This is a genomic window from Streptomyces sp. NPDC001292 (assembly GCF_042896465.1).
In the GTDB taxonomy this organism is placed as follows: domain Bacteria; phylum Actinomycetota; class Actinomycetes; order Streptomycetales; family Streptomycetaceae; genus Streptomyces.
Genome location: NZ_JBIAXG010000027.1, coordinates 49,155 through 62,478, shown reverse-complemented (window position 1 = coordinate 62,478; position 13,324 = coordinate 49,155). Strand labels below are relative to the sequence as shown.

At 70.2% G+C, this 13,324-nt stretch carries 12 protein-coding genes and 1 pseudogene; 8 read left to right on the top strand and 5 right to left on the bottom strand.

All coding sequences use genetic code 11. The annotated features are described in order from the left end of the window. Window positions 1-703: 703 nt before the first annotated feature. On the bottom strand, window positions 704-1,312 hold the full coding sequence (locus ACFY4A_RS25940; RefSeq protein ID WP_390831745.1) for a TetR/AcrR family transcriptional regulator: 609 nt from the start codon (window positions 1,310-1,312) through the stop codon (window positions 704-706). 77 nt (window positions 1,313-1,389) lie between these two features. Between ACFY4A_RS25940 and ACFY4A_RS25935 the strand changes: the two genes are divergently transcribed. Then, the gene (locus ACFY4A_RS25935; protein ID WP_390831744.1) at window positions 1,390-2,529 is read left to right on the top strand and encodes an acyl-CoA dehydrogenase family protein; all 1,140 of its coding nucleotides are present in this window, start codon (window positions 1,390-1,392) and stop codon (window positions 2,527-2,529) included. A 29-nt stretch (window positions 2,530-2,558) separates the two neighbouring features. Continuing rightward, window positions 2,559-3,320, top strand: coding sequence for an SDR family NAD(P)-dependent oxidoreductase (locus tag ACFY4A_RS25930; RefSeq protein WP_390831743.1), 762 nt, complete (start codon window positions 2,559-2,561; stop codon window positions 3,318-3,320). 623 nt (window positions 3,321-3,943) lie between these two features. On the opposite strand, the gene ACFY4A_RS25925 is transcribed toward ACFY4A_RS25930, so the two are convergent. Beyond that, window positions 3,944-4,807, bottom strand: a complete 864-nt coding sequence (locus tag ACFY4A_RS25925; protein WP_390831742.1) for a LuxR C-terminal-related transcriptional regulator — start codon at window positions 4,805-4,807, stop codon at window positions 3,944-3,946. Between the two features lie 107 nt (window positions 4,808-4,914). Here ACFY4A_RS25925 and ACFY4A_RS25920 point away from each other — a divergent pair, with 107 nt between their 5' ends. Continuing rightward, window positions 4,915-6,609: an AMP-binding protein gene (locus ACFY4A_RS25920; protein ID WP_390831741.1), complete on the top strand. Its 1,695-nt coding sequence runs from the start codon at window positions 4,915-4,917 to the stop codon at window positions 6,607-6,609. Window positions 6,610-6,924: 315 nt separating this feature from the next. On the opposite strand, the gene ACFY4A_RS25915 is transcribed toward ACFY4A_RS25920, so the two are convergent. Next, on the bottom strand, window positions 6,925-7,092 hold the full coding sequence (locus ACFY4A_RS25915) for a helix-turn-helix transcriptional regulator (RefSeq protein WP_390831740.1): 168 nt from the start codon (window positions 7,090-7,092) through the stop codon (window positions 6,925-6,927). A gap of 214 nt (window positions 7,093-7,306) precedes the next feature. Between ACFY4A_RS25915 and ACFY4A_RS25910 the strand changes: the two genes are divergently transcribed. After that, window positions 7,307-7,675: a transposase family protein gene (locus tag ACFY4A_RS25910; RefSeq protein WP_390831739.1), complete on the top strand. Its 369-nt coding sequence runs from the start codon at window positions 7,307-7,309 to the stop codon at window positions 7,673-7,675. Window positions 7,676-7,741: 66 nt separating this feature from the next. On the opposite strand, the pseudogene ACFY4A_RS25905 reads toward ACFY4A_RS25910, so the two are convergent. Continuing rightward, window positions 7,742-8,155: pseudogene (locus tag ACFY4A_RS25905) on the bottom strand (transposase); the annotation flags it as partial. A 297-nt stretch (window positions 8,156-8,452) separates the two neighbouring features. After that, window positions 8,453-9,328 (bottom strand): polysaccharide deacetylase family protein, encoded by an 876-nt coding sequence (locus ACFY4A_RS25900; RefSeq protein ID WP_390831738.1) that lies wholly within the window; start codon window positions 9,326-9,328, stop codon window positions 8,453-8,455. 321 nt (window positions 9,329-9,649) lie between these two features. Between ACFY4A_RS25900 and ACFY4A_RS25895 the strand changes: the two genes are divergently transcribed. From ACFY4A_RS25895 to ACFY4A_RS25880, 4 genes are all read left to right on the top strand, one after another. Beyond that, window positions 9,650-10,429 (top strand): transposase, encoded by a 780-nt coding sequence (locus tag ACFY4A_RS25895; protein ID WP_390831737.1) that lies wholly within the window; start codon window positions 9,650-9,652, stop codon window positions 10,427-10,429. A 367-nt stretch (window positions 10,430-10,796) separates the two neighbouring features. Next, entirely contained in the window at window positions 10,797-11,201 is a 405-nt protein-coding gene (locus ACFY4A_RS25890; protein WP_390831736.1) for a hypothetical protein, read from the top strand. Between the two features lie 78 nt (window positions 11,202-11,279). After that, complete coding sequence (locus ACFY4A_RS25885; protein ID WP_390831735.1) at window positions 11,280-12,194, top strand: Pycsar system effector family protein; 915 nt, start codon at window positions 11,280-11,282, stop codon at window positions 12,192-12,194. 1 nt (window position 12,195) lies between these two features. Next, window positions 12,196-13,317 carry an endonuclease domain-containing protein gene (locus ACFY4A_RS25880; protein ID WP_390831787.1) on the top strand — a complete coding sequence of 374 codons (1,122 nt, stop codon included), beginning with the start codon at window positions 12,196-12,198 and terminating at the stop codon, window positions 13,315-13,317. Window positions 13,318-13,324: the final 7 nt, after the last annotated feature.

Sequence of the window (13,324 nt, the reverse complement as noted above, 5' to 3'; positions counted from 1 at the left end):
GGAGGGCCGGCCTCCCCGTCATACGCCGATCACGGCGGCCTCCGCCACGGCGGGCGCAGAAGGCGCGCAGGATGCCGGCGAGCGGCTCGTCCTCGACGTCGGGACTGTCTGGAAGTTGGTCTTCAAGGAAGCGGCACTTACGGGCCTGCGCCACCGCGCGCGCACGCCGAGCGCTGCGGTAGGCCGCGGCAAGGCCCAGCCTCCGGCCCGCCCTGCCGGGCAGGCAGCACGTGCGGGACTCCGCGCAGCTGCCGACCCGCACGTGCTGTGATCCTGATCGGATCGCAACGTCCCGCCGCTCACGGTGATTCCCTCGGCGCGGGGGCCGCGAGCGGCGCGAGGAGGGTGGCGTCGGCGCCCGCGGCATTGCCAGGCAGAGAGACGAGAGGCCGGACCGGGTCCGCGCTGCCGTCGGCCACGGCCAACCGTCGGCCTCCGCCCCTCCTACTGCCCAGGTAGTCGGCGCAAGCCTCCCGTCGGCAGGCTTCAACGGGGGCGGTGTTCGGTACTGCGGCGTTCCGGACCTGACGTGGAAGGTCGCGTCCGTCTTCGTCCGTGGAACGGACGCACCGCGGCCGGCGGAAGGTGCTGGACGTGTCGGAGACCCCGAGGAGTCCCTCCGCGCCGCGGGTCCAGCCGATGCCCGCTCCCTCACCGATCACCGCTGTCGCAGCGTCCTCCGCGCCTGTCCATCCGATCAGGCTCAGGCCTGGCGGGTGAGACCGTGCAGGAGGAGCTCAGCGAGCTGCTCGTATGCCTCGGCGTCGGCCAGGCCGGTGGATGCCGCCACCTCGCGGCGCTGTATGCGCACCATCACCGAGGTGATGACCTCGGCGGCGAAGGCGACGTGCACCTCGCGGAAGGCCCCCGCCGCCACGCCCTCCGCGATCAACTGCTGCACCCGTCCGGCCGCCACACGGGTGTTGCGCTCGTAGACCTCGGCCGCCGGCTGGAAGGCCGCCACGTCGTCGAAGAACTGCCTCGACACCGGTGCGAGTTCCGCCGATACGGCTCGAAGGTAGGCGGTCAACCGCCGAGCGGGATCGGTCTCGGCGACCACGGCGGCCTCGACCCGGGTGGTCGCGCGGCGGAAGAAATGCACCACTGCGGCTCGAACGAGCTGTTCCTTGCTGTTCGCGAGGCCGTAGAGCGTGCGCTTGGAGCAGCGCAGCCGCGCGGCGAGATCGTCCAGGGTCAGCTGGGCGAACCCGTCGCGGATCAGGAGGCCCGTCAGCTCCTCGAACAACTCGGACCGGCGGGCGGCACCTCGCCCGGTTGTCTTCGGGACGTCGGCAGCTGAGGTCTCGATCACTCGGACAGTATTTCAGGTTCCGGCTGCGCTACGGTAAGCGGTACTGGCGTACCGCCCTGAGTACCGTTGGAGCCGTCATGGACGTCGACCGCCTGTTGCCCACCCTCGAGGCGGCGGACCTCATCGCCCTCACCCGAGAGATCGCCGAGAAGGAACTCGCCCCTCGGGTCGAGGAGCACGAGAGCACCGAGACGTATCCGGAGGGCCTGTTCGCCACCCTCGGCCGGGCCGGACTGCTCGGCCTGCCGTACTCAGAGGAGTACGGCGGCGGAGGCCAGCTTTACGAGGTCTACCTGCAGGTGCTGGAGGAGCTCGCCGCACGGTGGGCGGCCGTGGCTGTCGCCACCAGCGTCCACACCCTGGCCTGCCACCCGCTGGTCGCCTTCGGCACCGAGGCCCAGAAGGAGCGCTGGCTGCCGGACATGCTGGCGGGCAGCCTGGTCGGCGGCTACAGCCTGTCCGAGCCGCAGGCCGGCTCCGACGCAGCGGCCCTTTCCTGCAGGGCCGAGCGAACGGACAACGGCTACCGGATCAGCGGCTCCAAGGCGTGGATCACCCACGGTGGCAAGGCCGGCTTCTACGCCCTTTTCGCCCGTACGGCGCCCGGCGGCCACGGCATCTCCTGCTTCCTCGCCCCCGGCGCGACCGAGGGCCTGAGCTTCGGCAGGCCGGAACGGAAGATGGGCCTGCATGGTGTCCCCACCACCTCGGCGCACTGGGACGGTGCACTCCTGGACACCGACCGGCTCATCGGGGTCGAGGGCCAGGGCCTCCAGATCGCCTTCAGCGCGCTGGACTGCGGCCGGCTCGGCATCGCCGCCTGCGCGACCGGCCTCGCCCAGGCCGCGCTCACCACCGCCGTCGAGTACGCCAACGAGCGCACCACCTTCGGCCGGCGGATCGTCGACCACCAGGGCCTGGGATTCCTGCTCGCCGACATGGCCGCGGCCGTCGACTCCGCCCGCGCGACGTACCTCGACGCGGCCCGCCGCCGCGATCTGGGCATGCCCTTCGGCCGCCAGGCCAGCGTCGCCAAGCTCATCGCAACCGACGCCGCCATGAAGGTCACCACCGACGCCGTCCAGGTGCTCGGCGGGTACGGCTACACCCGCGATTTTCCGGCCGAGCGCTATATGCGCGAGGCGAAGATCATGCAGATCTTCGAGGGCACCAACCAGATCCAGCGCCTTGTCATCAGCCGCGGGCTCGCCCGCTGACGCCCCTTTCACGCCCAAGGAGCCAGTCCATGAACATCACGGGATCAGCAGCACTCGTCACCGGCGCCGCCTCCGGCCTGGGCGCCGCCACGGCGGCGGAACTCGCCGCGCGCGGTGCGACGGTCTACGGCCTCGACCTGGAGCAGGCCGTCGCCGCGGCGGGACCCCAGCCGGACGGCGTCACCCTGCTCGCCGCCGACGTCACCGAGGAGGCCCCGGTGCGTGCGGCGCTGGACCGTATCGACGCCGACGGCGCCGTGCTGCGAGTCGCGGTCAACTGCGCCGGAATCGCCCCGTCGGCCCGCATCCTGGGCCGCAAGGGCCCGCACGACCTCGACCTGTTCCGCACAGTGCTCCACGTCAACCTGCTCGGTACCTTCAACGTGCTGCGGCTGGCCGCCGACGCCATCGCCCGGCACGAGCCCGACGCCGACGGGCAGCGCGGAGTCATCGTCAACACCGCGTCCATCGCCGCCTTCGAGGGCCAGATCGGCCAGATCGCCTACGCCGCGTCCAAGGCCGGGGTGGCCGGGATGACCGTCACCGCGGCCCGCGATCTCGCCCAGCACGGCATACGCGTGGTCACCATCGCCCCGGGCATCGTGGACACCCCGATGATGGCGGGCTTCAGCGACGAGGTCCGCGCCGGCCTCGGCGCGAGCGTGCCGTTCCCCGCGCGCCTCGCCCAGCCGGCCGAGTTCGCCCGCCTGGTCACCATGGTCACCGAGCACGACTACCTCAACGGTGAGACCCTCCGGATGGACGGCGCCCTGCGGATGAGCCCGCGTTAGCGCTGAGGCGCCGGGACCACGCGGCTCGGCATCACCGGGGCAGCGCGCCCCGGACAGCCATTCGACACGCACGCCGTGCTGCGGGCGCTCACCGACCAGACCCGGCGCCCGGACAGCCTTCGCCCGACGTCCTCGTCGGCCACCACGTCGAAAGCCAGGGCCCGGTCGAGGCCTGTGTCCTCTCGGTGAGAGTCTGGTGCAGGAGTTCAGCTTGCGGCAGCGTGGGGGGAGGCCGTCTGGCAGAAAGCCATCCTCCTCGGCGAGGCGTCGGCCGTCATGGCTGCCGTGACGTGGTCGGTCACCAGGGCGCCGAGTCCATGTACTGCTTGGCCTGGCGGACCAGAGTAATGTCGGCGCCGACATGGGCACGGAACAGGTCTCCGGTGGCAATCGCCGGAACGGACAGGCGATCACGCGCTCGCCGGGGTCGGTCTCCCCGGCGATGCAGTAGGGCGCCGCTGCGCTCGGTCTCCTGCTTCTGGGAGCGTGCTCGATGGCGGAGACCGCGCCGCCGAAGTCCTCGACCTTCCGCATCAGCTCCGGCGCGGCGGCCTCGACGTCCTCGGTCATCTTCTCGTCAAGTCGAGGCACGATACCGAAACCGGTGGGCCAGGCCGTGTGTTCTAGGGCAGAAGGCCGTGGCGGCGCGCGGCGACCACGGCCTCGAAACGTGTGTGGACGTCGAGCTTGCGCATGGCGCTGCGCAGGTAGGCCTTGACCGTCTCGGGGCGCAGGGACAGACGTGCGCCGGCTTCCGCGTTGCTGCATCCCAGAGCCACTTGCGCCAGGACGTCGATCTCCCGTGGTGCCAGCGGCGAGCGGCGTTCCGGCTCGGGCGCCACGCTGAGGGCGGCCAGGCGTCGGGAGGCGTCGAGGAGCCGGTCGCGCAGTGCGTCCTCCTGTACGGCCTGGGCGATGACGCGCAGCTCCGCGTGCAGTTCGCGGACCTCCTCGATCCCGATCCGGGCCTTGGGGCAGGAGGGGTTGGTCTCCGAGACCTGTTGGAACTTCAGCCGTCGGTCGACCTCGTCCCGTGTGGCGAGCTCGTGCGCCAGCCGTCGCGAGGCGCCCACCACCGCGTCCGTGGCACGCTCCCCCAGCGGGAGCGAGTCACGTGAGGCTCCGTAGAGGACGCCACGCACCGCGCCGGAGACCATGACCGGCACGGCGACGATCGAGCGGATGCCCTCCGCGAGTACGGGCCTGTCGTAGTCGTGCGTGATCGAGTCGGCTGACTTGTAGTCGCTCACGGCCGCGGGACGGCGCCGTACCATCACCTGTCCACCCAGCCCGGCGGCGGGGTTGACGGTGAGCCCCCGGAGCCCGGCGGTCCGGACCCCGATCAGCTGGGTCAGGTTCAGGACGTCGCCCCGCACCGGACCTCCGAAGACGACAGGAAGGTCCGCGTGCCCCTGGGCGAGTCGAAGGGCCTGCCGGAAGGCATCCCCATCGTCGGGGCGCATCGACGCGCCCGAAAAAGAGTGCATTGCCCCTACCCCTTTCCGGGGGTATTCAGCCATCCGCGTGACACGGAGCATAAGGCGCCGTAACGCCACCGCAAAGCATGAGCGGCGGGGCCAGGAAGGAGACGGTCGTGGTCGGTATCACCCAATCGCTTTCGGAAAAGGGGCAATCCGCTGTTTCGCCCGCCCCGCCGGACCGGGTCGCGGAACTGCTGTCTCTGTTCGGTTCTCCGGACGCCTGCGCGGCGGAACTGCTCTGCGACCGGCACCCCGCGGACGAGGTGGCTTTCACCGTCATTGAGGCGGACCTGACCAGCCAGGACCTCACCTACGGCCGGCTCCGCCGCGACTCGGCTCGGTTCGCCGCCGCCCTCGCGGGTATCGGCGTCGCGCCCGGTGACGCCGTCGCCGTGCTGATGGGCAAGTCCGCCGACTTGGTCGTGGCGCTGCTGGGTATCTGGCGGCGCGGGGCGGTCCATGTGCCGTTGTTCACAGCGTTCGGCCCTCCGGCCATCGCGATGCGGCTGGAGGCCAGTGCGGCGAAGGCCGTCGTGGTCGACGCAGCCCAGCGAGCCAAGCTCGACCCCGGCGAGGACATCCCGGGCGACGCCTCATGGCAAGTCGTGGTCGCGGGTGGCGAGCCGGGAGAAGGCCAACTGTCCTTCGACCGGCTGCTCGCCTCGTACCGCGGTGACGAGCCGGAGGGCAGGCCGGTGGCCCGAGGCGGGCACGGGACCCTGGTCCAGCTCTTCACCTCCGGCACCACGGGCGCCCCCAAGGGCGTCCCCGTTCCGCTCAAGGCGCTGGCATCGTTCCAGGCCTACCTGGAATACGGCCTTGACGTTCGCCCCGACGACGTGTTCTGGAACGCCGCCGACCCCGGCTGGGCCTATGGGCTGTACTACGCCATCCTCGGTCCGCTGGCCGCCGGCACCCGTAGCCTCCTGCTGCACTCCGGCTTCTCCGCAGCCCTGACATGGCAGGTCATACGCGAGTTCGGAGTGACGAACCTCACCGCCGCACCCACCGTCTATCGCAGTCTGCGCAGTGCGCCCGAACCCGCACCCGACGGTCTGCGGCTGCGCACGGCCTCGTCCGCGGGCGAGCCCCTCACCCCCGAGGTCATCTCGTGGGCCGAGCAGACGCTCGGTGTCCCCGTCAGGGACCACTACGGGCAGACCGAGCACGGGATGGTCATCGCCAACGGATGGGCCGATGCGATACGGTCTCCGCTCCGGCCGGGCTCGATGGGCAGACCGCTGCCCGGCTGGTCGGCCGAGGTCCTGTTCGAGGACCGGGACGAGCCGGCCCCGGCGGGCACCATCGGCCGTGTCGCGGTCAAGGTGACGGACAGCCCCCTCATGTGGTTCTCGGGATACGCCGGCGCACCCGAGAAGACCGCCGAACGCTTCTCGGACGGCGGCCGGTGGTACCTCACCGGCGACGCCGGAATCAGGGACGAGGACGGCCACTTCTTCTTCTCCGCCCGCGACGACGACGTCATCATCATGGCCGGTTACCGCATCGGCCCCTTCGACGTCGAAAGCGTCCTGCTGCAGCATCCCCAGGTGGCCGAAGCCGCGGTCGTCGGAGTGCCCGACGCGCTGCGCGGCGAGGTGGTCGAGGCCTTCGTCGTGCTGCGCCCCGGCACGGTCGGAGACGACGCGCTCGTCACGGAATTGCAGCAACTCGTCAAGCGCAGGTACGCCGCACACGCCTACCCGCGCCTGATCCACTTCGCCGACGAGCTGCCCAAGACCCCCAGCGGGAAGACTCAGCACTTCGTCCTGCGCGCGCAGCGGCGCCGGGAACTCCTCGACCGCTGACCCCCGATACGGCCGGCTCGGGTAAGCCCGCGGAACCACCACACTCCTGGAAGGTCCGCACGACCGCACACCTCCCCATACCTACCCGCCCGGCCGTGCGGCAGCTGCGCCTGTCGCCACCAGGGACAACATCAGCCACAGCCCGACGCCGGGGCGCATGATTGCGATCCTCGGAGACTGCCGCGGACGCGGCTCCCCGGCCTCATCAACGAGTACAGATATGCGACGCGACGTGCAGCGATGACTCTTCGAGCGGCACACGGCTGGAGCCGGGCTCAGGAGCGCGGTGATCCAGGGCGCCTCGGCCGCGGTCGATCACTCGGAAAACGGCATCTCTCGGAAGCGCGCGGCCGGTTCGCTGTGGGAGCGGATGCCGAGCTTGGAATAGACGTGTGTCAGGTGGTATTGGACGGTCTTGACCGAGATGAACAGCTCCAGCACCACCTGCTGATTGGTGGCGCCAGCAGCCACGAGTCGGGCCACCGCCTGTTCCTATGGGGAAGTTGGGCCATGCCGGGGGCCAGGCGGCGGAGTGCAGGCCGCCTGCCTGGAGTTCCCGGTCGCAGCGCTCGACGTACGTACGGAGGCGTCGCGGGCGTTCGTCAGGACGGTGTCGGCCTCGCGGCGCTTGCCGGCGCGGCGCAGGGTCTGGCCGTAGGCGAAGTTGACCCGGGCACGGTCGTACGGGAGGGGGAGGGTGTCGAGGCGGCTCCTGGCCCTCCACGAGGACCAGCGCGAAGCCGATCTGGACAAGCGGCGTGGCCACCGGCCCCGCATCAAGGGCGACGGCACCACCGGACGCCGGCCGATGCTCACCCTCGCCGACCGGCTCCTGGCCACCGTGCTGCACTACCGCCTGGCCCTGCCCCAGGTCGCCGTCGCCACCCTGTTCAACGTCCATCCTGGAACGGTCAACCGGCGCATCCGCGATGTCCGCCAACTCCTCCAGACCGCCGGACATGTCATCCAGCGCGCCGACCATCAACTCGCCGTCCTGGACGCCCTCCACGACCTCGCGACTACAGCAGGCATCGTCATCCCCCTCAAGAGCAAATCAGCAAGTTGATGATCTGCAAGCCCCAACTACCCGGTCTTGGGCCTTGCCCCGACAAGTGGACACCTGTTCGTGTCGTTATGCGGCAAGTGTCAGGTTAGCTGACTGTCGTTCGTAGGCGATCGGCGCCTGATGTCCGTTCGCCGAGTGCCGTCGGCGGGTGTTGTAGCGCGTGGTCCAGCGGAAGACCGCCAGGCGGCGCGCGGGCCCCGTTGAAGCGGCGGGCGCCACGGAGCGTCTCACGTTTGAGGGCCGCGTTGAATGACTCGGCGAGTGCGTTGTCCGCGCTCGTGCCGACCGCGCCCATGGACTGCCTGGCCCCCAACTGAGCGCAAATGTCGGCGAATTCGCGAGCTGTGTACTGGCTCCGTGATCGCTGTGGAATACGGCTCCGGCCAGGCTGCCGAAGGTCGCGGCGGCTGCCCTGAGCGCGTCGGCGACCAGCGAGGTGCGCATGTGGTCGGCGATCGACCAGCCCACCAGACGGCGTGAAAGACCGTTCGAGAAGCCCAGCGGGTGGAACGGGCCGCAGACGAACGATCGGGCGACGGCGCCCCGGGGGAGACGGCCGGTCCGCGGACGAGTGTTGGTGCAGGGCCAGGCTTTCGGGCGCTCCAGCGCGGGGCGGGGCCGGGCGAGTTGCGTCCCGCATGCCCGGTCGAAGGGCCCGTCCGCACCGAGCGGTACAGCGCGGCCTGCGCCGGGTGCGGTGAGGTCCCCACACACCGGCCTGACACGCCCCTGGCGGTGTCCTGCCGCCGGGCCGGTGGAACGACGGAGCTTCGGGACTCACCTGGCTGGTGGCTGGATGTAGTCCTCCAGGCGGGCCACGGCGAACCCCTGCTCCTGGATGCCCTTGAGTAGATTGGCGAACATCTGTGTCATCGTGGCGCCCTTGAGCTCCGCGGGCCCGCGGAAGTGGGCCAGGATGATGTCGCCGGGGTGCAGCTTCTTGTCCGGTACCTGATACGCCAGATTGCGGATCTGCATGGACTCCCGCCACCAGACGATCGCCCGAGGTCCGCACTCACCCACCGCGATCTTGGTGTCGTGGTTGTACGCGCCATAGGGCGGGCGGAACAGCAGCGGCGCGGTGCCGTACTCCTTGGTGAGGATCTTCTGGTCGCCGCACACCTCTTCCTTCTGGCGGGCCAGCGGGATGGTGTTCATCGGAGGATGGTGCAGGGTGTGGTTCTGGATGTGGTTGCCCATCGCCTGCAGCGGTTTGAAGTACGCGTAGTCAGCCTTGATGGCGTCGTTCATCAGGAACATCGTGATCGGGACCTTCAAGTCCCACATCATCTCGATGAACCTGGGGTCCTTCTCCAGTCCGTCGTCGATGGTGATGAAGACGACCTTCTGTGAGGTCGGTACGTGCGCGAAAACCGGGACCGGACCGGTGGCGGAGAGCTTGATGGGCTTGTCAGCCGGGGGCTCGGGGGCCGCGGGCAGCGGCGTCAGGCCCCACTTGTGCCAGGCGGCAGCGTCGGCAGAGGGGCGCGGCACGGTGCGGGCGCCGCTCCCGGTTGGGGCGGGCTGCGACGAGCTGGCGGCCGGGCCGGTTCCACCGCCACCGCCCGCTCCGCAGCCGCCTAGTGCCAGGACTGCCGCCACCGCACTCGTCAGCGCCCCGTAGGACCTGCCCTGCCTGATGCGCTGCTTCACCGTCGCCGGTCTCCCGTGACTGCCCTTGCGTCCTTGCGCCCCCGCTGAACGGTACCGCCCGCGCGGAAGGGGACGGTCAGCGGCGGGTAAGCCCACGGGTACCCGGTACCGCACCTCCGGATGCGCAGGCTCCGGCTGCGGTGGGGGCCAGGCCCTCATAGGGTCAGCATGGAGTTCTGAGCCACCCGAACGATGCCGCCATGAACTCACCGAGCAGCAGCGGGACGCACTTGCGGAACGGGGTATCGAATGGACATCGGTCCCGGTCGGCCGCGGAGCCGGCCGTTCCCTGCTCAGCCCGGTGATATCTATCGTCCGGATATGTGCGAGCTCAAGAAGGAGCTATTAATATCTGTCTACGTCGGTATCGACGTGCACCGCAAGCGGTCGCAGATCGCTGTGGTCGAGGGCGACGGCGCGGTGCGAACCAACCGCAACGTGCCCAACGGCATCCGACCGGTCCTGTCGGTGATCGGGGATCTGCCGATCGGCGCCCCGGTGGCCTTCGAGGCCGCCTACGGCTGGGGCTGGCTGGTAGAACTGCTGGAAGACCACGGCTTCGAACCCCATCTGGTGCACCCACTGCGCCGCAAGGCCATCGCCTCCGCACGGCTGAAGAACGACAAGGTCGATGCGTCCACCCTCGCCCAGCTGCTGCGCGCCGACCTCCTGCCAGAGGCATGGATCGCCCCGCTCGAGGTACGTCAGCAGCGTGCCCTGTTGCGACACCGCTGCCATCACGTCCGCCTGCGCACCCTGCTGCGCAACCGTATCCACGCCGTTCTGGCCGACCACGGCCGCGACCGCCCCGGCAGCCACTTCACCGCCCCGGGCCGGGCCTGGCTCGACGGTCTGGACCTACTCGACGCCTCTCACCGCGTGGTCACCGACCTCCTGGCGCTGATCGGCGCCCCTAAAGAACCCATCGACGCCCTGGACCGGCAACTGCTCGCCCAGGCGCGAGGCGACCCGCGCGTGAAGGCCCTCACCACCCTGCCGGGCGTCGGCACCCTCACCGCCCTGATCCTGGACGCAAACCCTCGGGTGCGCTCATGCACCGGATATCCCACCGGGCCGGCCGGAGGGCAGCCATGGCTCTAATTGCGTATTTGCGCAATGAACGGCACACTACGTGGCGGCACCGCCTCTCGCACCTCGCGAGGCCGTGCTCTCCTGCCCCGGAACCGCATGACTGAACGGAGGCACTGTGGACGTCGACCCATCCAGTCCCCGTTGCCTCAACGGCAGTCTCTGATCACTTCCCGTAACCGGTGGCCGTGACATCCAGAGCGCGCGGCCGCGACGGGAGGCTGCGGCGGTGCGCGCTCTGCACCCGGCCCGCAGAAAACCATCCGCTTTCTCCGTCTGCTTTCCTTAGTGCTTTCTTGGCATGCCGGGCCACGCTGCCCGGGCAGGCGGCACCGGCCCTCGGTGCGGTCGTGTCCGGTGCGGGAGGGTCGGAGCGTGGTTGGAGGTTCCTGATGTCGTTCCGGACGAGCACCCCCGCCTCGCGGACGTCCCTCTCCGCTCGGTTCGCGGGCCGCCTGTCCCGCATCAGCGCACCGGGGACATCGCCTTCGCCCTGGTCGCCGACGGGCTGATCCTGTGGGGACTGGTCGACCTCGGCCACTACCTCTACGACCGCACCGGCCTCGGCGTGTTCGGTGAGCCGCTGTTGCTGGGCCTTGCAACCCTCGCCCGCGTCGCGGTGCTGGTCGCGGTGGCCACGCTGGTCTGGGTGCCGATCAGGGTGAAGATCGGTTTCTCGCCGCGGCTGACCCGCATCGCTCAGCCGGTGGTGCAGGTGCTGGCGTCCTTCCCCGCCAACGTCCTCTTTCCCCTCGCGGTGTGGTTCTTCATCAAGAACGCCTGACCATCAACGTCGGCGGCATGTTCCTGATGGCGCCGGGCGCCCAGTGGTACCTGCTGTTCAACACCATTCGCCGGTGCCATGGCCATCCCCAGCGACCTGCGCGAGCCATCACCGCCTCCGGCGGCGCCTGGAACGCTTCGATCGTCTCCCGCGACCACCGACACGAACCTGGCCGAAGCGCTCGCGGCTGTCACCACGGAGATCGGCCGCACCGACGGCAAAGCCTCCTTACTCCTGGCGTTCAACGGGGCCACCTTGGCCGGACTCGCTACCCTCGCCGGGCGCCGGCTGCCGACCCCCGCCACGGTCCTCGGCATCCTCGCTGCTACCGCGCTCGGCACCGCAACCGTCCTGCTCCTCATGGTCGTCCGCCCCTGCCTCAGCGGCAGCGACCGGGCCTCGTTCCCGCACTGGGCACGGCTGACCGAGACCGAGATCCGCGGACCGGTGACACCCGCGCCGCACGCGTCCGCGTCCTGTCCGTCATCGCCCTGGGCAAGTTCCGCCGACTGCGCCGCGCGGTCGACTGCACCCTGGCCGCCCTCGCCTTCCTCGCCCTGGCCGCCATCGCGGCTGTGCTGGCCGCATGAGAAGAGACGCTTCGATGGCAAGCACGACGTTCTGGTGGTGAGGCTGCGGGCACCGGAGGTGCTGACGAACCAGATACTCAGGAACAAGGAGTTGCGGGCGGCGGATGCGGCGTGGGCGGCGGCCCGGCTGAACGAGGCGCTTGGAGACCCGTTGCCGCGTTGCAGGCCGTTAGCCTGTCGGTATGTCAGAGCGTGTCATGCCCGGTCGTACGGACGGCCTGATCACCCTGGGTACCGCGGACGCTCTGTGGGTCGATTTGACGGCCGACAGTGCTGTGCCTACGGCTTCTGGGGCATTCACCCGCTCTCCTGCCCATGCCCGGGTGGGGTACGTCCTCCTCGGCGGCCATGTGGTGGCGACGGTGAGGGCGAGCGGCGGTCAGTGGAGTGTTCCGGAGGTTGAGGTGCGCCGGGCGGCCGCAGAACTGAACGCGGTGGGGATGGATGAGCAGGACCTGGTCCGCATCGGTCCGTTTCGTCGGGCGCCGAGGCAGGAGTGCAACGAGGAAACGCCGCTGCGTTGGCGCCAGCGCATCACGGGGGAACTGCAGGAGCCGGGCGGCCCCGAGCGGGCAGCACGACGTGAAGTCGGCCGGCCGTACCATCTGGCGGGGATCGACTGGCGACAGATACTCGTGGAGCAGACCCGTGACGGGACGCAGCGGACGTGGTGGCTGCCGCGCGCTGTGGTCAGGCTGCTGGATGCGGCCGAGCACACCGAAACGCAGTGGGTGCAAGCCGCGCGGACCCGCCAGGCAAGCGCAGCCGTCACTGAGCCGCCCTCCCACCCACGGCAGGCCCGAGCCGCCGACGGTCGGCAGACGACGAGCCCCGAGGGCCCCACCGCCTCACTGCGCCCGTACAACCGAGAGTTGGAAGGCCAGCTGTACTCGGTGCTCAGCAGGAAGCCCGGTACCTCCCGCAGGGTGGCTGGGTGGGCGTGCGCCGTCTGCCGCACTGCGCCCGCCGCCGTCCTCGACCACTGCCACGAACACGGCTACGTCCGCGCCCCCGTCTGCCAGTCCTGCAACACACAGGAACGCCCCGACCACCTGTACAGCAACGACATCCGCGTGGCGAACCGCTACACACGCCTCTTCGACACCGACACCGACGACTGGCTCCGCCACTGGCACCGCTGCCCCGGCTGCCGCGCACGCACCACCCTGCCCCTGCCGCACCTCGCCGCATGGACCGCCCACATAGCCTGCCGATCGCTGCGCCCGACCCACCGCGCCCCCCGCGGGCGCAAGCCCTGCGGTGTCCTGCGCGTGTCCTGGACGGGCAGTCAGAACGCGCCCCGTTCCTGCCTGCTCACTGTCGCCGTCGACTTCTGCCCCTCCGGCGAGCACCGTGTCCTGGCGCGAGTCCCCTACCGCGAAGCCGCCGAGCGGTTTCGCATCTGGCTGGCCGAGACGGCCCCTGCCGTGGCCGCCGCGGCCGGTCCTGACCGCTTGGACGGCCTCCCTGCCCAGTTCCGGCCAGTCATCACCGACACCAGCGGCGAGGGCCTAGCACTGTTCTGAGCGAGAC